Below are 18,530 nucleotides of genomic sequence, written 5' to 3' on the forward strand. Positions count from 1 at the left end.
AAGCTGGCCGCGTGGTGCCGATTGCGACTCCCTACGAGGACTTGCTGCGCCTGGTGCTTGAAACGGGTTCGGCCAAATCCGACCGTACCGGCACCGGCACCCGCAGCCTGTTCGGCCAGCAGATCAGGTACAACCTGTCCCGCGGCTTCCCATTGCTCACCACCAAGAAGGTCCATTTCAAGTCGGTGGCCTACGAGTTGCTGTGGTTCTTACGCGGGGACTCCAACATCGGCTGGCTACACCAGCACGGAGTCACCATCTGGGACGAATGGGCAAACAGCACAGGCGATCTCGGTCCCATCTACGGTGTGCAATGGCGCTCCTGGCCGACCCCGTCGGGTGAGCACATCGACCAGATCAGCGCCGCCCTGAATTTACTGCGCACCGATCCCGATTCCCGCCGGATCATCGTGTCGGCCTGGAACGTCGGCGATATCCCGCAGATGGCGCTGCCACCGTGCCACGCGTTCTTCCAGTTCTACGTCGCCGACGGGCGGCTGAGCTGCCAGCTCTACCAGCGCAGCGCCGACCTGTTCCTCGGCGTGCCGTTCAACATCGCCAGTTACGCGCTGCTCACCCACATGATGGCCGCGCAATCCGACCTCGACGTCGGCGAGTTCGTCTGGACCGGCGGTGATTGCCATATTTATGACAACCACCTCGAACAGGTCCGCGAGCAATTGCGCCGTGAACCCCGACCATACCCGAAACTGGTTCTGGCCCAAAGACATTCGATCTTCGACTACACCTACGAGGATATTCTCGTCGAGAACTACCACCCGCACCCGGCGATCAAAGCCCCAGTAGCCGTATGACGACGGTGGGCCTGATTTGGGCTCAGTCAACGTCGGGTGTCATCGGCCGCGGCGGTGACATTCCGTGGCGGGTACCCGAAGACCTCGGCCACTTCAAACGGGTCACCCTGGGCCACACGGTGGTGATGGGCCGGCGGACCTGGGACTCGCTGCCGGCCGCAGCCCGGCCACTGCCCGGCCGGCGAAATGTGGTGCTGAGCCGCCAGCCTGGCTTCGTAGCGGAGGGAGCCGAGGTGGTCGGTTCGCTCGAAGACGCCCTCACCGGCCCGGAGGACACCTGGGTGATCGGCGGCGCGCAGATCTACGCCCTTGCCCTGCCGCGGGCCATCAGGTGTGAGGTCACCGAGGTCGACGTGGACCTGCACCGCGACGACGACGACGTCTTGGCCCCGCTGCTTGACGCGACATGGCATGGCGACGCCCGGCAGTGGCTGGTCAGCCGGTCCGGATTGCGCTACCGGTTTCACAGCTACCACCGGTGATGAGCGCCCTCACTGCCGCGCAGGCCCGCCGGGTGGCGGTCGCGGCGCAAGGCTTCGCCGAGCCCAAACCAGCCGGGCCGATCACCCGCGCACATCTGCGGCGGCTGATCTCGCGGATTCAGGTGCTGCAGCTGGACTCGGTGTCGGTAGCGGTGCGCGCGCACTACGCGCCAGTGTTCAGCCGCCTAGGACCCTACGACCGCGATGTGCTGGACCGCGCCGCATGGGGCCCGCGCTCGTCGCGATTACTGGTCGAATATTGGGCGCACGAAGCCGCATTGATGGCCGTCGACGACTGGCCGTTGCTGCGCTGGCGGATGCGTCAGTATCGGCATGGACGTTGGGGAACCCAGATCGTCAAGGCCAACCCGCAGCTGGCCGACGACATCGTCGCCGCGGTTGCCGAACTCGGACCCAGCACCGCCGGTCAGATCGAAGCCCACCTGGCCGCCGAGCCGCGCATGCGAAAAGGAACGTGGTGGAATCGCAGCGACACCAAGTGGGTCGCCGAGGCGCTGTTCGCCTCCGGTGCGCTGACAACCGCCACCCGCGTCGGCTTCGCCCGGCACTACGACCTGGTGGAGCGAGTATTGCCGGCCGAGGTGCTGGCGCGGGAGGTCGACGACGACCAAGCCGTCCGGCAGCTCACCCTGCGTGCCGCCACCGCGTTGGGCGTGGGCACCGAGGCCGATCTCCGCGACTATTTTCGGCTGACCGCCCAACAGATCAAGCCGGTGATCGCAGAGCTGGTGGCCGCGGGTGAAATCGAGCGGGTGCGTGTCGAGGGCTGGCCGGTGCCGGCGTACCTGCGGGCCGGCCAGACTGTGCCACGCCGCGACCGCGGCACCGCGCTGCTATGTCCCTTCGACCCGTTGATCTTCTTCCGGCCACGGGTCAAGCGGCTGTTCGATTTTCATTACCGCATCGAGATCTACACACCGGCGGCCAAGCGTCAGTACGGGTACTACGTGTGGCCGCTGCTGCTGGACGGACAGCTGGTCGCGCGGGTGGACCTCAAAACCGACCGCGCCGCCGATTCGTTGCGCGTGCTGGGGGTGTTCGGTGAGCCCGATTCGCCACGGACGCGGGTCGCCGCGGCGCTGGCCGGCGAACTGGCGTCGATGGCGTCCTGGCTGGGGTTATCCGGTGTCGGCGTGTCCGGGCGCGGCGACCTGGCCGAGCCGCTTCGCATTGCCGCCAAGCGGGCCGGCGGATGAGGACCGGACGCGTCAGACTGGGCGATCATCTCGATTTCGCCCACGGACGTGCTTTGCCGACGCGGCTGTCCGCCGGCGGCTTTCCGGTCTGTGGCGCCAACGGGATCATCGGCTACGCGGACCAACCCAATTCCCGGGGGCCGTTGATCGTCATCGGGCGCGTCGGTTCGTATTGCGGGAGCGTGCATTACCACGATGGCGATGTGTGGGTCACCGACAACGCACTCGCCTGCCGCGCCAAGCGCCCCGAGGAAACGCGCTACTGGTATTACGCACTGCAGGGCTGCGGACTCAATCGGTATCGCGCCGGCTCGGGTCAGCCCCTGCTCAGTCAGACGATCCTGCGCGACGTTTCGACGCGTGCCGCCGCCGCACCTGACCGTTCCCGAATTGGTGACGTGCTTGGAGCACTGGACGACAAGATCGCTGCCAACAGCCGAGTTATCGAAGCCGCCGAGGGGTTGATGCTGGCGATCGTCCAAAGCGTTTCTGATCGGGTGCCGCTGTCGACCCTGGCGAGAAGGTCAGCCACGTGTCGTCATCCCCAGGAATTCGACGGCAGCGTCGCATATTACAGCTTTCCCGCGTTCGACGACGGCGCCGTGCCCGCCGTCGTCGATAGCCGCACGATCAAGAGCGTCAAGTCCGTTTTGACGCAGCCGTGCGTATTGTTTTCCAAGCTGAATCCGAGGATCCCGCGAATCTGGAATGTCACCAGCCTCGCAGCGGAAATAGCGCTGACGAGTACGGAGTTCGTCGTCCTGCATCCCGTTGGAGTCGATACGTCGGCGTTGTGGTCGGCGTTGCGACAACCCGATGTCGGGGCCAGGCTCCGGCGTCGGGTGGCGGGCGTGACAGGAAGCCGTCAACGCATTCAACCGGGTGAGCTTCTGCACGCACCGGTGCGCGATGTGCGGCGATTGACCACCGCACAAGCGACGGCGATATCCGGCCTGGGGGCTCTGTGCCATGGCCGACGTGCCGAATCGGTGCGGCTGGCGGTGGGCCGCGACGCGATGCTTCCGCTCTTGGTGTGCGGCGACGTCAATGTCACAGATGCCACGCCGATGCCGCACACTGCGGAACTGAGGTACTCATCGGCCGGCGGTGGCCTGGCACTGCGGCGCAACATCGAGATGGAGGAACCCACGGATGCCTCCCGGTAAGAAGCAGGAACCGTCGACGCTCAAGGAGCTCAAGGACACGCTCTGGAAGGCCGCCGACAAACTGCGGGGGTCGATCGGGGCCAGCCAATACAAAGACGTCATCCTTGGCCTGCTGTTCCTCAAGTGCTTGTCAGACGCGGATACCGAGCAGCGCACCGCAATCGGGACGGCGTCGTCCGGAGCGAAGCGCGGTGCGTTCACCGTGCCAGCGAACGCCCGCTGGGAGTTCCTGGCCGCACACGCAGAAGGCAAGTCGGTGGTCGCCGGTGAGCCGGCGAAAAGCATCGGTGTGCTCATCGACGAGGCGATGGACGCTGTGATGCAAGCTAATTCGACGCTCGCCGTGAGCCTGCCCCGGATATACAACCGGGACAACATCGACCAGCGCCGGCTCGGTCAGCTGATCGGACTGTTCAGCACGGCACGTTTCAGTCGCCAGGGTGAACATCGCGCCCGGGACCTGATGGGCGAGGTGTACGAGTACTTTGTCGGCAATTTCGCTCGCGCGGAGGGGAAGCGGGGAGGGGAGTTCTTCACTCCCGCGAGCGTGGTCAAGCTGATCGTCGAGGTGCTGGAGCCGTCACGCGGACGGGTCTATGACCCGTGCTGCGGGTCCGGCGGCATGTTTGTGCAGACCGAGAAGTTCGCTTACGAGCACAGCGGCGACGTCAACGATATTTACATCTACGGCCAGGAGAGCGTGGAGGAGACCTGGCGAATGGCAAAGATGAACCTCGCCGTCCACGGTATCGACAACAACGGTCTCAAGTGGGGTGACACGTTCGTCTGCGACCAGCATCCGGACGTCCAGATGGACTGCGTGATGGCCAATCCGCCGTTCAACATCAAAGACTGGGCGCGGAACGAGAAAGACCCACGGTGGCGTTTCGGCGTTCCGCCCGCCAACAACGCCAATTACGCATGGATTCAGCACATCTTGTCCAAGCTGGCACCGGGCGGCAGGGCCGGGGTGGTGATGGCGAATGGCTCGATGTCGTCGAACTCTAACGGCGAAGGCGTAATTCGCGCTCGTATCGTCGAGGAAGATCTGGTTGCCTGCATGGTCGCACTGCCGGCTCAGCTGTTTCGCAGCACCGCGATTCCGGTCTGCCTATGGTTTCTCGCCACGGATAAGAAGGCCGGTCGGCAAGGCACGATAGACCGCTCCGGCCAGGTGCTGTTCATCGACGCGCGCGAATTCGGCCAGCTGGTCGACCGAACCGAGCGGGTATTGGCCGCAGAAGAAATCACGCTTATCGGCGATACCTACCATGCGTGGCGCGGAACATATTCGGCTGACTCGAAAAGCATTGCATACCAGGATGTTTCCGGATTGTGCAAATCGGTAACGGTGGCGGAGATAAGGGCTGCCAACTATGTGCTCACCCCGGGCCGGTACGTCGACGCTCCCGAAATCGGTTGCGAGGGTGAGCCGAACGGCGGCGAAATCACACGGTTGACGGCGGAGCTGTTGACAGCGCTGGACGAGTCGGCGCGTCTGGAGACGGAGTTGCGAAATCAGTTGAAGCGGCTCAATGCGTGGTGAACTCGTCGCCGTGGTTAGCGATTGGTGAAGGGGAGGTCCCGCAGCGGTATCCGGGGCGCCACAATGACGGTCGTGATAATCGGCGATTATCTGTCAAGCGGCGACAAGTGTTGGACAGCGAACTCCGCGTTGCGAAGAATGAGTTACCAGTTGCCATGAATCACTTCGGCCGCGTGGACAAGGGCTGTTGTGGTTGTCGTCCACATCGGCGACCACCGTGGTTGAGCTGACAGGAGTCCCGTGCTGATGCGGCTACTCACCGGTCGGGCGCCCGTACAAGATGCCCGCGATATTGACGCGTGCTAAGCGAGAAGGTGGAGGCGTTGCGTTCGGTGGGGGTTGGTGTGCGTCGGGCTTACGCGAATGTGAATCGGAGTATGCGGTGAATGGCAGTGTTATTCGCAATGGCGAGCCGGAACCGGTCCAGCTTATGCCGCAAATGTATTCGTTCAATACCGGATCTGATCAGCATGGGCATCCGTATTTGATATTGAACATTCATACGGAGAATCTTGGCCTGTTCCTTGTACCGCTCGTGCCGGCGGCGGCTAGGCAACTCGGGTTGAAGTTGGTTGAGTTCAGGGCGGCTCAAAGGGGCATGACTGGTGTGCCGGCGCTGCCGGAAGACGTCGAGTGGGATGTGCCGGCAACGCGCGGGCCCTGGGCTATCACAGGCACTTTCGATGGCTGCATCGTTCGCGCCGCTCGCGATTGTTCCCATCGCCCATGAGCTTGGTTCCGCGGCCAGCGTGGCGGCATTGTCGATGTCGACACTGCTGCTAATCCATCGGTTCGACGGTCATGTTTCCGTTCGAGATGCGTGCCGTCGTCCTCCTATCCGGTGAAGGGGTGGTGGGCTGGAGTCCTCGTCGGCAATCTCGGTATCGGAGTACCGATGAGCGCCGCACATCGTTTCGACGGCCGCGAAATCCCTTGGGATCATAATGGTTCGCGTCGGTCTTGGTCACTGCTTTTGGACACCCGCTCCCGTGGATCGACGTTGCAAACAGCGCCATTGCGGAAGAGGTTATTGCATTGCCGGCAGCTTGATTTATCGATTGCCGCAAGCAGGGACGACGACGAATCGGACGCCTCGCGAGAAATGGAGGGCCTGTCAATCTCGGAGCCTGTCACGACCCGTCGGGTTTGTTCAATGCCAGCCTCGACGAAACGCATTCACCGCGGTGATCCGGCGGATGTGGACCTGGATACCCGTGGCTGAGCGATCCGGATGCGCCAGCCAGCACGAGTGTGCGTCCAGGGCTTCGAGGGTGTACACACGGCGGCGACGCGCCGTTGGGATTGCCCTGGACGCACACTGGGCGCCCTGGACCCACACTGGGCGCCCTGGAGGCACACTCGGCGGGCCGGCTTGATTGCCCGCCTCCTCAATACGCCTTCGAGGCGCACTCGAAAACGCACCAGGTCGTCCCGCTAGGGTGAGCGCCGTGGCCCAAACCGCCGCGCTACGCGTACACCTAATCGCCAAGACCGAGTTCTTGACGCCGCCCGACGTGCCGTGGACCACCGACGCCGACGGCGGCTCGGCGCTGGTGGAGTTTGCCGGCCGGGCGTGCTACCAGAGCTGGTCCAAGCCCAACCCCAAGACCGCGACCAATGCCGGCTACCTCAAGCACATCATCGACGTCGGCCATTTCTCGGTGCTCGAGCACGCGAGCGTGTCGTTCTACATCACCGGAATTTCGCGGTCATGCACCCATGAGCTGATCCGGCACCGCCACTTCTCTTACTCGCAGCTGTCGCAACGCTACGTGCCGGAAGGTGACTCGCAGGTCGTCGTGCCCCCGGGAATGGAGGACGACCCCGAACTGCAGCAGATCCTGGCTGCCGCCGCCGACGCCAGCCGCGCCACCTACACCGAGTTGCTGACCAAGCTGGAGGCCAAGTTCGCCGACCAGCCCAACGCCGTGCTGCGGCGCAAACAGGCACGCCAGGCCGCCCGTGCCGTGCTACCCAACGCCACCGAGACCCGCATCGTTGTCACCGGCAACTACCGGGCGTGGCGGCACTTCATCGCCATGCGGGCCAGCGAGCATGCCGACGTGGAGATCCGGCGGCTGGCCATCGAGTGCCTGCGTCAGCTCACCGACGTTGCCCCCGCGGTGTTCGCCGACTTCGAGGTTACGACCCTGGCCGACGGCAGCGAGGTGGCGACGAGTCCGTTGGCGACCGAAGCCTGAGCTTCGGCCCGGCACGCGCGCTGACGCTGCTGCCAAAAAGCTTGGCGGCGCCAGGTAACCTTGGACAACGTGAGCACCGTCGGATTCGACGTCCCCGCGCGCTTGGGGACACTGCTGACCGCGATGGTGACACCATTCGGCGCCGATGGCTCCCTGGACACCGCCGCGGCGGCGCGTCTGGCCAATCGCCTGGTGGACCAGGGATGCGATGGCCTGGTGGTTTCGGGTACCACGGGTGAGTCGCCGACGACCACCGACGACGAGAAGCTCGAGTTGCTGCGGGTCGTCCTGGAGGCGGTGGGGGATCGGGCCCGGGTGATCGCCGGCGCCGGCACCTACGACACCGCGCACAGCATCCGGTTGGCCAAGTCCTGCGCTGCCGAAGGTGCACACGGGCTGCTGGTGGTCACCCCGTACTACTCGAAGCCCCCGCAGACCGGGCTGACGGCACACTTCACCGCCGTTGCCGACGCGACCGATCTGCCGGTGCTGCTCTATGACATCCCGGGCAGGTCCGGCGTGCCGATCGAGCCCGAGACCATCCGCGCGCTGGCGTCGCACCCCAACATCGTCGGGGTCAAGGACGCCAAAGCCGACCTGCCCAGCGGCGCCCAGATCATCGCCGACACCGGGCTGGCTTATTACTCCGGCGACGACGCGCTCAACCTGCCCTGGCTGGCAATGGGCGCCATCGGGTTCATCAGCGTGATCGGTCATCTGGTGGCAGGTCAGCTTCGCGAGTTGCTGTCGGCCTTCCAGTCGGGCGACATCGCCACCGCACGCAAGATCAATGTCGCGGTAAGCCCGTTGTGCAAGGCCATGAGCCGTCTGGGCGGCGTGACCATGGCCAAAGCGGGCCTGCGGATGCAGGGCATCGACGTCGGAGACCCCCGGCTGCCGCAGATGCCCGCAACACCGGAACAGATCGACGCGTTGGCCGCCGACATGCGTGCGGTTTCGGTGCTTCGGTGAGTGATAGGGCGAGTCACCCGTGAACGAAGACCTCCCGCCGCCAGCTCCGTTGGCCGCGGGCGGACTACGGGTCACCGCGCTGGGCGGCGTCGGCGAAATCGGCCGCAACATGACGGTTTTCGAGCATCTGGGCCGGCTGCTGATCATCGACTGCGGGGTGCTGTTCCCCACCCACGACGAGCCGGGCGTCGACTTGATCCTTCCTGATCTGCGTCATATCGAAGACCGCCTCGACGATATCGAAGCACTGGTGCTGACGCACGCGCACGAGGACCATATCGGGGCCATTCCCTTCCTGCTCAAATTGCGTCCCGATATTCCCGTCGTCGGTTCCCGTTTCACCCTGGCGCTGGTCGCCGCCAAGTGCCGTGAGCATCGGATCAAACCGGTGTTCGTCGAGGTGGCCGAGGGGCAGAGCAGCAGACACGGGGTCTTCGAGTGTGAATACTTCGCGGTTAACCACTCCGTCCCGGATGCGTTGGCCATCGCTGTGTACACCGGCGCAGGCACGGTCTTGTTCACCGGCGACATCAAGCTCGACCAACTGCCGCTCGACGGCCGTCCCACCGACCTGCCCGGCATGTCGCGCCTGGGCGACGCCGGCGTGGATCTGTTCTTGTGCGACTCGACCAACGCCGAGATTCCCGGTGTCGGGCCATCAGAAAGCGAGGTGGGTCCGACGCTGCACCGGTTGATCCGGGGCGCCGAGGGCCGGGTCATCGTGGCATGCTTTGCCTCCAATGTGGACCGGGTGCAGCAAATCGTCGACGCCGCAGTGGCTTTGGGCCGACGAGTGTCATTCGTGGGCCGGTCGATGGTGCGCAACATGGGTATCGCAAGGGAATTGGGTTTCCTGCGGGTGGCCGATTCCGATCTGATCGACATCGCCGCCGCGGAGATGATGCCAGCCGAGCAGGTGGTGCTGATCACCACCGGCACGCAGGGCGAACCGATGTCGGCGTTGTCCCGGATGTCGCGTGGCGAACACCGCAGTATCACTCTGACTTCGGGTGATCTCATCGTGTTGTCGTCGTCGCTGATCCCCGGAAACGAGGAGGCGGTCTACGGCGTCATCGACGAGCTCTCCAAGATCGGAGCCCGCGTTGTCACCAATGCCCAAGCGCGGGTGCATGTTTCCGGACACGCATACAGCGGCGAGCTGCTGTTTCTGTACAACGGGGTGCGGCCCCGCCATGTGATGCCGGTACACGGGACCTGGCGAATGCTGCGCGCCAACGCCAAGCTCGCGGCCGGCACCGGAGTTCCGGAAGAGTCGATCCTATTGGCCGAGAACGGGGTCAGCGTCGATCTGGTCGGTGGCAGAGCATCGATCGCCGGTGCCGTGCCGGTCGGCAAGATGTTCGTGGACGGGCTGATCACCGGCGACGTCGGCGAAATCACTCTGGGTGAACGGCTGATCCTGTCGTCGGGCTTTGTCGCGGTGACCGTGGTCGTCAAGCGTGGTACCGGCCGCCCGGTGGCGGCGCCGCATCTGTATTCGCGCGGCTTTTCCGAAGATCCCAAGGCGCTGGAACCCGCCGTGCGCAAGGTCGAGGCGGAGCTGGAATCGCTGGTCGCCGCCAACGTCACCGATCCCACCCGGATCGCGCAGGGCGTGCGTCGCACGGTCGGCAAGTGGGTGGGCGAAACCTACCGCCGTCAGCCGATGATCGTGCCTACGGTGATCGAGGTCTGACACTCGAACCTCGTCGTAGCAGGTGGCCATTCGAGCGGCCCAACTGCCCGGGCTTACCGCGCATACCTCGATCGAGGAGCAGGCAAACCACGCCGCACGACATCGATTGGCGTTTCCCGCTTGCCTGCCCTACCATGCAACGAAGGAAAGCTACAATGACTACTGTTGCTAGCGGTAACAGTTGGCTCCCGGCTTGATGACATTGTGCCGGAAGGCTTTTCCAGTCTTACGTCCTATTTTCATGCCGTAGTTCCACGCCGAGGAGAGATATGTCCCGCAACACCGTCTGCCACGAGTCCCTCTTCCGGCAAGTGGAAACCACATACTCGAGCCCCGTCTTCGTGGTTGACGTCATCGGTTAGCAGGAACGCCGTCGGTTAGCGGGCGGCAGCTACCCGCCTTCATTGCATGGCGTACGGAAAGCATGCACTCGCTACGTCCCGTGTCCGATTCCAGAGCGCGGCACGGGGCGTCGATCCGCTGGCGTTGCGCCGGCGATGCCTGACATCAGATGAAATGCCTTATGCCGCTAGACAATCGACTCGCGTTCAATGATCAAGCGAGGTTTCTCGCAGCGCGCGCGACCGGTCTGGCACCGGTGGCTCAGTGGGTGTGGGTTTACCAGCGCCCCGTCGACCTGGATGGTCTGAGGCGTTTTCAGCGCAATCTCGGTCGCGGGTTGTTGGGACGGCGGATCGAGCGTTCTGCGCTGCCATTCGCCCGGCATCGGTGGATCTCGCCAAGGGTCTCGTCGGACATTGATATCGCGCGGCACTCCCGTCCGCGCGCGGAGTTAATCGAGTGGGCCGACGAACGGGCACAACTGCCTGTCGATCCGGAACGGGGCCCTGGTTGGCACCTCGGCGTGCAACCGTTTTCCGACGGCTCGACGGGCGTCAGCTTGGTGGCTTCGCACTGCTTGGTCGACGGGGTCGGTGGCGGTCTCGCGATTGCCGATGCGATCAGAGGCAATGTGGGCGATCTCGGCTACCCGCCGCCGCGTTCAGGTACTCGACTGGTCGCAGCGCTGTCCGATGCCCGCCAAACCGTGCAAGGCTTGCCCGAGGGTGCCCGGGCACTGGTGGCGGCGACCAAGCTTGCCCGGCGTCGCAAGCGAAACATTGCCCCGTCAGGGTCATCGCGGCCGCTCGTCATCGGTGCTGGCAAGGGTGACGCTGTTGCGATACCGGCTATCGTCATCTTTGTTGATCCTGACGATTGGGATCACCGGGCGAAAGCTCTTGGCGGCACGAGTAATTCGCTGTTCACAGCGTTCGCCGCGAAACTTGCCGAGCGAGTGGGAAGTCGACGTGCCCACGACGGCCGGATCCGGGTGGGTATCACCGTCAACGACCGCTCCGAGGGCGACATGCGTGCGAACGCATTCTCGCTGGCGACCGTCGACGTCGACCCGAGTGGCCTCACAACGGATTTATCCGGTTTACGGGCGAGCATCAAACGCGCTCTCGCCGCTTTGCCGGAGGCAGTTGCTAAGTCGGCGCAGCTGCAACCGTTGATCCCGTTGACGCCGGAGTGGCTGGCAAGACGAATGACGGGCACATTGTTGGCGACTCCAGCGGTGGGCTGTTCCTACCTTGGCGACATCGACCCGTTGATCGGCCGGCCCGACGGCAGCGATGCGGATTCATTGTTCGTGCGAGGGGTCACGCAGCAGGTAACGCGACAGATCGTCGAGCAGGTGCGTGGCATGACCGCCGTGTCGGGCGGCCGCATCGGCGGCAAGGTTTCTCTCGCCGTCGTCGTCTACCAACTCGACCTGAATTCCACGTCTGACCTGCGTGAGCTGGCGGCGGAAACGCTGACGGAGTTCGGCCTGAGCGGCGCGATCGTCTAGCGGCTGGCTCTACTGCTGACAGGGTAGATGTCTAGATCTTCTCCGCATAGGCCGACCACTCGATTTGCGAGGCCTTGAGTTTGCGGCCGGTGGGCGCGACATAGCGCTGGACGAGTTCGTCGGGCCCGGCTTGTTCCACCAGCCGCCATCCGTACTCGGCGAGAAAATCGGCCACCTGCTCGGGCAGCAAGCCGAAATGCCACAACTGACGCCGTTGCCGGACGGCACGGTACAGCGTCCGGGTGCCGTATCGGTTACTGCCGTCGATGAAGTCGCGGCGCACGTAGGTGAATACCAGCCGACTACCCGGTGCGGTGGCGCGCAGTCCGTCCAACGTCCGCCGGACGGCGCGTTCGCTGAGGTACTGGGTCACGCCCTCGCAGATGAAGAAGACCCGGTAATCGGTGCGATAGCCGTGCTCGGCCAGTGCGGTGAGCAGATCGTCATGCTCGAAATCCAAGGCTACCAACCGAACTGACAGCGGCAACTCGCCCAGCACCCGTCGGACTGTTTTGGCCTTGCGCGCGATGTTGACCGGCAGGTCCACTTCGAAGACCGGGATGCGTACCTGCCGGGTCAACCGATAAGCGCGGGTGTCCAATCCGGCGCCGAGAATGACGACCGCGTCGACGTCGTCGAGTGCCGCGGTGAGCAAGTCGGCGATGAATCGTTTGCGGCACACCAGGTTTGCCCACAGCCCGCGGCCTGACCACTCCGACGCCGCGATGAACAGGCGCCGCAGTGTGGTCGGCCGGGTGGCGCTGACAAGCCAGCGCAGCGGCCTGGGCAAGAACAGGTCCGCGAGGTCGTCGTCCACCAGCCGGTGCTCGGGTGGCTCGTTTTGTTCGACGGCCGATAAGACCATCGGGCCGAATGCGGTCTGTGCAGCGGGATTTCGGGCCATCAACTACCTCTTGTTCACACAACCCGCGTCCACCGGCAACGCGACGCCGGTGATGTATCGGGCTTGGTCGGAGACCAGCCATGCCACGGCATTGGCGACGTCCTCTGCTTGCAGGATCTTTACCGGCAACGCATTGCCCGAGCCCGTCGCCGAGCCGCTCTGAGCGGCCAGGTCGGCAAGCCACTGCGCGGTGAACTCGTTGTCGATCATCGGGGTGCCGACCGCGGACGGATGCACGGAGTTTACTCGAATATTATGGGGTGCAAGCAAATTGGCGTATAGCCGCATCAACCCCACCAGTCCGTGTTTGGCGGCGGTGTAGCCGATGGAGCCGGCATCGGCGCTGCCGAAGCCGGCCAGCCCCGCCGCCGAACTGATCAGCACGATCGAGCCCCCAACCCCTTGGGAGATCATCTCAGGTATCGCGATATCCACGGTGTGGTAGACGCCGGTGAGGTTGACGTCGATGACGTCGCGCCAGCCGTCGGCGCCCGACTGCATCGGCGCAATCCCGGCATTGGCGACGACGATGTCGACCCGGCCGAACTCGTCGAGACCGGCCCGCAGCGCGGCGGCCAGCGACGCGCGATCGCGGACGTCGGCTTGTTGTGCCACGATGCGCGCGCCGGTCTGCTCGACGAGCTTGACGGTGTGTGCCAGGTCGTCGGCGGTGCCCAGCGGGTAGGGCACGCTGGCGATCTGGCGGCACAGGTCGATCGCGATCACGTTCGCGCCGTCGGCGGCCAGCCGAACCGCGTGGGCGCGACCCTGACCGCGCGCGGCTCCGGTGACGAAGGCGACCCGGCCGCTCAGCGGCACTTGCGACGACCGTGCCATCAGGGCCGAAGCTGCCCTTTGCCCGGATCGCCCGCCGCGATGGGCTGCAACATCTTGATGTCGGGGGCACCGACCAGGTGGTCACCGGCCGCCTTGAACATCTTGGCGACTGCGGGAGCGGTGCTGTGGACTTTGAGTGCGTCGGCGTCGGCCCATTGCTCGACGAAGACGAATGTCTCACCCGCTTGATGCAACGAGTACAGCTCACAGCCGGGTTCGCCGTGCACCTCTTCGACCGCGGTGGTCAAGATGTCGCGGACGGTGTCGACCGATCCGGGCTTGACGGTCAGCGTGGCGACGACGACGACGGGCATGCTGGGGCCTCCTGGGACCGTGGCTGATTATCGGCGGCGTGACGCGGCGTGACCGCGGATGACCGCGGATGACCGCGGATGACGGTTGTCACCTCTGGCCACCCTACTCACGACCGCCGATCTCGAGGCGAGCACGGGTTGGACAAGCGAGCGTTACCAGTGTGGCATGTGGTGCAGAAGATGTATTTGCGACTACGCTTGCCGGCATGGCGAATCGGACCGTTGCCCGCTCCGGAAGCAGAACGAGCAGGTCAAAAGCCACTTCGCGGGGGGCGACGCGCAGTGCGCGATCGGCTGCGCCCAGGACGGGCAGCAAGAGCCCGGCCAGGTCGGTCAAGCGGGTGAGCCGGCCCCCGCGGCGCCGCAACCAATCCCTGCTGGCATCGACCGGGCTGGCCTGCGGCCGGGCCCTGCGCGCGACCTGGCTGATGGCGGCCAGGGGCACCGGGGGAGCGGCGCGGTCGATCGGGCGCGCGCGTGACATCGAACCCGGACATCGCCGCGACGGTGTGGCGCTGGTCCTGCTGGGCCTTGCCGTGGTCGTCGCCGCCGGTTCGTGGTTCCACGCCGCCCGGCCCGTCGGGGCGTGGGTCGACGCGGTGCTGCGGACGCTCATCGGCTCGGCCGTCGTATTGCTGCCCATCGTCCTCGTCGCCGCGGCGGTAGTGCTGATGCGGACCCAGCCCAATCCTGACACCCGCCCGCGGCTGATCCTGGGATCCAGCCTGATCGCATCGTCTTTCCTGGGATTACGGCATTTGTGGGCCGGTTCGCCGGAAACTCCGGCGTTGCGCGGGCATGCGGCCGGGTTCATCGGTTTTGCGATCGGCGGGCCGTTGTCGGACGGGCTGACGGCGTGGATCGCCGCGCCACTGTTGTTCATCGGTGCGCTGTTCGGGCTGCTACTACTGACCGGAACCACGGTCCGCGAGGTGCCCGACGCGCTGCGCCGCATCTTCGGCACCCGGCTATTCCAGCGTGAGTACCTCGAAGACCACGACTACGACCACGAATACGACCAGGGCTGTGACGACTTCGCGGGCGACGACGCGGACACCGTCGAGGTTGCGCGCGAGGACTTCTCCGACGGCTACTACGACGAAGTCCCGCCGGGGCCCGAGAGCTGCCCGCCGGCTGACGACGACGTACCGACCGTTCCCGAACCGGCGATCGGGCGCGGTCGCAAGCGCGGCTCCAAGAAGCGGGACACCCAAGCACTGGACCGCGTCGTCGAAGGCACCTACACACTGCCCTCGCTGGAGCTGCTGGTGGCCGGCGATCCGCCCAAGAAACGCAGTGCGGCCAACAATCACATGGCCGCCGCCATTGGCGACGTGCTCACCCAGTTCAAGGTGGACGCGGCAGTCACCGGCTGCACCCGCGGGCCCACCGTCACCCGCTACGAGGTCGAACTGGGGCCCGGCGTCAAGGTCGAGAAGATCACCGCGCTGCAGAAGAACATCGCCTACGCCGTGGCCACCGAGAGTGTGCGGATGCTGGCCCCGATCCCCGGCAAGTCCGCCGTCGGCATCGAGGTGCCCAACACCGACCGGGAAATGGTGCGGCTGGCCGATGTGCTGACGGCGCCGTCGACCCGTCGCGACCATCATCCGCTGGTGATCGGGCTGGGCAAGGACATCGAAGGCGACTTCATCTCGGCCAACCTGGCCAAGATGCCGCACCTGCTGGTCGCCGGCTCCACCGGATCCGGCAAGTCCAGCTTCGTCAACTCGATGCTGATATCGCTGTTGACCCGGGCCACCCCCGACGAGGTCAGGATGATCCTGATCGACCCGAAGATGGTGGAACTGACACCGTATGAAGGCATCCCGCATCTCATTACGCCGATCATCACCCAGCCGAAGAAGGCCGCCGCCGCGCTGGCATGGTTGGTCGAGGAGATGGAGCAGCGCTACCAGGATATGCAGGCGTCGCGGGTGCGCCACATCGACGACTTCAACGACAAGGTGCGATCCGGCGCGATCACCGCGCCGCTGGGCAGCCAGCGGGTGTACCGGCCCTACCCCTACGTGGTGGCGATCGTCGACGAGCTGGCCGACCTGATGATGACCGCCCCGCGTGACGTCGAGGATGCCATCGTGCGGATCACCCAGAAGGCGCGGGCAGCCGGCATCCACCTGGTGCTGGCCACCCAGCGCCCGTCGGTGGACGTGGTGACGGGGCTCATCAAGACCAATGTGCCGTCGCGGCTGGCGTTTGCGACGTCGTCGCTCACCGACAGCCGGGTGATCCTGGACCAGGCGGGCGCGGAAAAGCTGATCGGCATGGGCGATGGCCTGTTCCTGCCGATGGGCGCCAGCAAGCCGATCCGGCTGCAGGGCGCCTACATCACCGACGAGGAGATCCACGCCGTCGTCAGCGCCTGCAAAGACCAGGCCGAACCTGAGTACACCGAGGGCGTGACCACCGCCAAGCCCACCGCTGAGCGCACCGACGTCGATCCGGACATCGGTGACGACATGGACGTCTTCCTGCAGGCCGTGGAGTTGGTGGTGTCCAGTCAGTTCGGCTCGACGTCGATGCTGCAGCGCAAACTGCGGGTGGGTTTCGCAAAGGCCGGCCGGTTGATGGACCTGATGGAGACCCGCGGCATCGTCGGGCCCAGCGAGGGTTCCAAAGCGCGTGAGGTGCTGGTCAAGCCCGACGAGCTGGCGGGAACGCTGGCATTGATCCGAGGCGGGGCTGTGAGCGCCGACGACCTCGACGAGCAGACGTAGAGTCGTCCGATTTCCCGGCGTGTCGGGGCGATTCTGCGTCTGCTCGCCCGGCTATAGAACCAGCAGCATTCGCGAGTTGCCCAGGATGTTGGGCTTGACGTAGCTCAGGTCGAGGAATTCCGCGACCCCGATGTCATAGGAACGGCACATCTCCTCGAACACCTCCGCGGTAACCGGCGTTCCTTCGATTTCGGTGAAGCCGTGTCGAGCAAAGAATTCGGTCTCGAAAGTCAACACGAACACCCGTTGCAGTTGCAGTTCCCGCGCGACCTCGAGCAGCCGATCGACGATCGCATGGCCGACGCCGAGGCCGGTCACTGTGGGGTCGACTGCCACGGTGCGGATTTCGCCCAGATCTGACCACAACACGTGCAACGCGCCGCAGCCGACCACTTTTCCCGGGACGCCGGGATGTTCGGCTACCCAAAACTCTTGCACCGCTTCATAAAGCGTTACCAGATTCTTTTCCAGCAGGATCTTTCCCGCATAGGTGTCGACGAGTTTCTTGATCGCAGGTACATCGGACGTGCGGGCGCGCCGGACTACCGGTCGGAAATCTCGTGGACTTTCAGTCACGTGGGAACAGTATCGGGTGGGCTGGTCAACCGTTATTCTGTTGCCGTGCCCGGGCAGCCGCAAACAGGTCAGATGCCAGGAACCGCCCGTATTGCCAACCTCGCCAATATTCTGACCGGCCTGCGGCTGGTGTTAGTACCGATTTTCTTGTACGCACTGTTCTATGACGGCGGCCACCAAACGCCTGCCCGAGTCGCGGCATGGGCGATATTTGCCGTCGCCAGCATTACCGACCGGTTCGATGGCTTGCTGGCTCGCAACTACGGCATGGCGACCGAATTCGGCGCCTTCGTGGATCCCATTGCCGACAAGACCCTGATCGGGGCGGCGTTGATCGGCCTGTCGATGTTGGGCGACTTGCCCTGGTGGGTCACGGTGTTGATCCTGGCCCGCGAGATCGGGGTGACGGTGTTGCGGCTGGCGGTGATTCGCCGCGGTGTCATACCCGCCAGTTGGGGCGGCAAACTCAAGACCGTTGTCCAGGCGGTGGCCATCGGTTTGTTCGTGTTGCCGCTGTCGGGCGCGCTGCACACGGCGGCGGTGGTGGTGATGGCCGCTGCCATCGTGCTTACCGTGGTGACCGGTGTCGATTACGTGGCATCCACAGTCAGGGAGATTCGCGCGGGTAGCCCCGCCAAGTAATCGGGGTACTTCGGGATATTCCGGCGCCCGTGCTCCTCCGCCTCTGGGAACCGCATCAGCCCGCTCGGCGTTGACCAAAGGACCATTGCGATCGGGTTGCGATCGGATGTGGTTGAGATATCGGGGCGTGACCGGATGAAGGAGACCACGATGGCGTCATTGGTGCGCGAGGTCATTGGCGACGTGTTGCGCGGGGCTCGGACTTCGCAGGGCCGGACGCTGCGGGAAGTGTCCGATTCAGCGCGGGTGAGCCTCGGATACCTGTCGGAAGTCGAACGCGGCCGCAAGGAGCCTTCCAGTGAGCTACTCAACGCCATTTGCGAGGCGTTGGAGGTCCCGCTGTCGGAGGTCCTCATCGTCGCTGGGGAGCGGTTGGCCGGGGAGGAGCGTGCGAAGCGTGTCCCGTCGGTGGCTGGCGCCAGCATCGACGTCAGCACCAAGGTGGTCATCCCCGCGGTCGCGTCGCTGGCGGTGGCCTGAGCATCACCGGGGCGGAACTTGGTGCCGGCCAGTTGGGCAACCACGGGTGGGGAGATCGGGCCTGACCCGATAAATTGAGCGGCAGGGTA

At 64.9% G+C, this 18,530-nt stretch carries 17 protein-coding genes; 13 read left to right on the top strand and 4 right to left on the bottom strand.

Annotated features, from left to right (window positions below; all coding sequences use genetic code 11):
* Nucleotides 1–14 precede the first annotated feature (14 nt).
* The 10 genes from B4U45_RS24830 to B4U45_RS24875 all read left to right on the top strand — a co-directional run bounded on the left by B4U45_RS24830 (nt 15) and on the right by B4U45_RS24875 (nt 11,950).
* Complete coding sequence (locus B4U45_RS24830) at nt 15–815, top strand: thymidylate synthase (RefSeq protein ID WP_075550020.1); 801 nt, start codon at nt 15–17, stop codon at nt 813–815.
* Nucleotides 812–1,297: a dihydrofolate reductase gene (locus B4U45_RS24835; protein WP_075549934.1), complete on the top strand. Its 486-nt coding sequence runs from the start codon at nt 812–814 to the stop codon at nt 1,295–1,297. Before B4U45_RS24830 ends, B4U45_RS24835 begins: the two co-directional genes overlap by 4 nt.
* Nucleotides 1,297–2,514, top strand: coding sequence for a winged helix-turn-helix domain-containing protein (locus tag B4U45_RS24840; protein ID WP_075549935.1), 1,218 nt, complete (start codon nt 1,297–1,299; stop codon nt 2,512–2,514). Before B4U45_RS24835 ends, B4U45_RS24840 begins: the two co-directional genes overlap by 1 nt.
* Nucleotides 2,511–3,680, top strand: a complete 1,170-nt coding sequence (locus tag B4U45_RS24845) for a restriction endonuclease subunit S (protein WP_116526579.1) — start codon at nt 2,511–2,513, stop codon at nt 3,678–3,680. Before B4U45_RS24840 ends, B4U45_RS24845 begins: the two co-directional genes overlap by 4 nt.
* Nucleotides 3,667–5,226 (top strand): class I SAM-dependent DNA methyltransferase, encoded by a 1,560-nt coding sequence (locus tag B4U45_RS24850; protein WP_075549936.1) that lies wholly within the window; start codon nt 3,667–3,669, stop codon nt 5,224–5,226. The genes B4U45_RS24845 and B4U45_RS24850 overlap by 14 nt, the downstream gene beginning before the upstream one ends.
* 382 nt (nt 5,227–5,608) lie before the next feature.
* Nucleotides 5,609–5,956: a hypothetical protein gene (locus tag B4U45_RS24855; protein WP_131808389.1), complete on the top strand. Its 348-nt coding sequence runs from the start codon at nt 5,609–5,611 to the stop codon at nt 5,954–5,956.
* Nucleotides 5,957–6,674: 718 nt separating this feature from the next.
* Complete coding sequence (gene thyX / locus B4U45_RS24860; RefSeq protein ID WP_075549937.1) at nt 6,675–7,427, top strand: FAD-dependent thymidylate synthase; 753 nt, start codon at nt 6,675–6,677, stop codon at nt 7,425–7,427.
* Nucleotides 7,428–7,496: 69 nt separating this feature from the next.
* Nucleotides 7,497–8,399 (top strand): 4-hydroxy-tetrahydrodipicolinate synthase, encoded by a 903-nt coding sequence (dapA, locus tag B4U45_RS24865; RefSeq protein WP_075550021.1) that lies wholly within the window; start codon nt 7,497–7,499, stop codon nt 8,397–8,399.
* Nucleotides 8,400–8,418: 19 nt separating this feature from the next.
* Nucleotides 8,419–10,095: a ribonuclease J gene (locus tag B4U45_RS24870; protein WP_075549938.1), complete on the top strand. Its 1,677-nt coding sequence runs from the start codon at nt 8,419–8,421 to the stop codon at nt 10,093–10,095.
* Nucleotides 10,096–10,693: 598 nt separating this feature from the next.
* Nucleotides 10,694–11,950 (top strand): condensation domain-containing protein, encoded by a 1,257-nt coding sequence (locus tag B4U45_RS24875; RefSeq protein ID WP_244899396.1) that lies wholly within the window; start codon nt 10,694–10,696, stop codon nt 11,948–11,950.
* 31 nt (nt 11,951–11,981) lie between these two features.
* Here the strand turns inward: B4U45_RS24875 and B4U45_RS24880 are convergent, their stop codons facing one another.
* Genes B4U45_RS24880 through B4U45_RS24890 form a run of 3 tightly spaced genes read right to left on the bottom strand, consistent with a single transcriptional unit; the run spans nt 11,982 to nt 14,005 of the window.
* Complete coding sequence (locus B4U45_RS24880) at nt 11,982–12,854, bottom strand: SAM-dependent methyltransferase (RefSeq protein ID WP_075549940.1); 873 nt, start codon at nt 12,852–12,854, stop codon at nt 11,982–11,984.
* Between the two features lie 3 nt (nt 12,855–12,857).
* Nucleotides 12,858–13,691 (bottom strand): mycofactocin-coupled SDR family oxidoreductase, encoded by an 834-nt coding sequence (locus tag B4U45_RS24885; protein WP_075549941.1) that lies wholly within the window; start codon nt 13,689–13,691, stop codon nt 12,858–12,860.
* Nucleotides 13,691–14,005 (bottom strand): putative quinol monooxygenase, encoded by a 315-nt coding sequence (locus B4U45_RS24890; RefSeq protein ID WP_075549942.1) that lies wholly within the window; start codon nt 14,003–14,005, stop codon nt 13,691–13,693. The genes B4U45_RS24885 and B4U45_RS24890 overlap by 1 nt, the downstream gene beginning before the upstream one ends.
* Before the next feature lie 206 nt (nt 14,006–14,211).
* Here B4U45_RS24890 and B4U45_RS24895 point away from each other — a divergent pair, with 206 nt between their 5' ends.
* Nucleotides 14,212–16,743: an FtsK/SpoIIIE family DNA translocase gene (locus B4U45_RS24895; RefSeq protein WP_183154984.1), complete on the top strand. Its 2,532-nt coding sequence runs from the start codon at nt 14,212–14,214 to the stop codon at nt 16,741–16,743.
* Nucleotides 16,744–16,794: 51 nt separating this feature from the next.
* On the opposite strand, the gene B4U45_RS24900 is transcribed toward B4U45_RS24895, so the two are convergent.
* On the bottom strand, nt 16,795–17,319 hold the full coding sequence (locus B4U45_RS24900; protein WP_075549943.1) for an amino-acid N-acetyltransferase: 525 nt from the start codon (nt 17,317–17,319) through the stop codon (nt 16,795–16,797).
* Between the two features lie 72 nt (nt 17,320–17,391).
* Here B4U45_RS24900 and pgsA point away from each other — a divergent pair, with 72 nt between their 5' ends.
* Complete coding sequence (gene pgsA / locus B4U45_RS24905; protein WP_075549944.1) at nt 17,392–17,961, top strand: CDP-diacylglycerol--glycerol-3-phosphate 3-phosphatidyltransferase; 570 nt, start codon at nt 17,392–17,394, stop codon at nt 17,959–17,961.
* 150 nt (nt 17,962–18,111) lie between these two features.
* Entirely contained in the window at nt 18,112–18,441 is a 330-nt protein-coding gene (gene clgR, locus B4U45_RS24910; protein WP_075550023.1) for a transcriptional regulator ClgR, read from the top strand.
* Nucleotides 18,442–18,530 lie beyond the last annotated feature (89 nt).

The organism is Mycobacterium persicum (genome assembly GCF_002086915.1).
Taxonomy (GTDB): domain Bacteria; phylum Actinomycetota; class Actinomycetes; order Mycobacteriales; family Mycobacteriaceae; genus Mycobacterium; species Mycobacterium persicum.

Coding starts and splice junctions, on each gene's coding strand:
- B4U45_RS24850 (WP_075549936.1), top strand. CDS start 3,667: ATGCCTCCCGGTAAGAAGCAGGAACCGTCGACGCTCAAGGAGCTCAAG.
- B4U45_RS24845 (WP_116526579.1), top strand. CDS start 2,511: ATGAGGACCGGACGCGTCAGACTGGGCGATCATCTCGATTTCGCCCAC.
- B4U45_RS24840 (WP_075549935.1), top strand. CDS start 1,297: ATGAGCGCCCTCACTGCCGCGCAGGCCCGCCGGGTGGCGGTCGCGGCG.
- B4U45_RS24895 (WP_183154984.1), top strand. CDS start 14,212: ATGGCGAATCGGACCGTTGCCCGCTCCGGAAGCAGAACGAGCAGGTCA.
- B4U45_RS24885 (WP_075549941.1), bottom strand. CDS start 13,691: ATGGCACGGTCGTCGCAAGTGCCGCTGAGCGGCCGGGTCGCCTTCGTC.
- pgsA (WP_075549944.1), top strand. CDS start 17,392: ATGCCAGGAACCGCCCGTATTGCCAACCTCGCCAATATTCTGACCGGC.
- B4U45_RS24835 (WP_075549934.1), top strand. CDS start 812: ATGACGACGGTGGGCCTGATTTGGGCTCAGTCAACGTCGGGTGTCATC.
- clgR (WP_075550023.1), top strand. CDS start 18,112: ATGGCGTCATTGGTGCGCGAGGTCATTGGCGACGTGTTGCGCGGGGCT.
- B4U45_RS24880 (WP_075549940.1), bottom strand. CDS start 12,854: ATGGCCCGAAATCCCGCTGCACAGACCGCATTCGGCCCGATGGTCTTA.
- B4U45_RS24890 (WP_075549942.1), bottom strand. CDS start 14,005: ATGCCCGTCGTCGTCGTCGCCACGCTGACCGTCAAGCCCGGATCGGTC.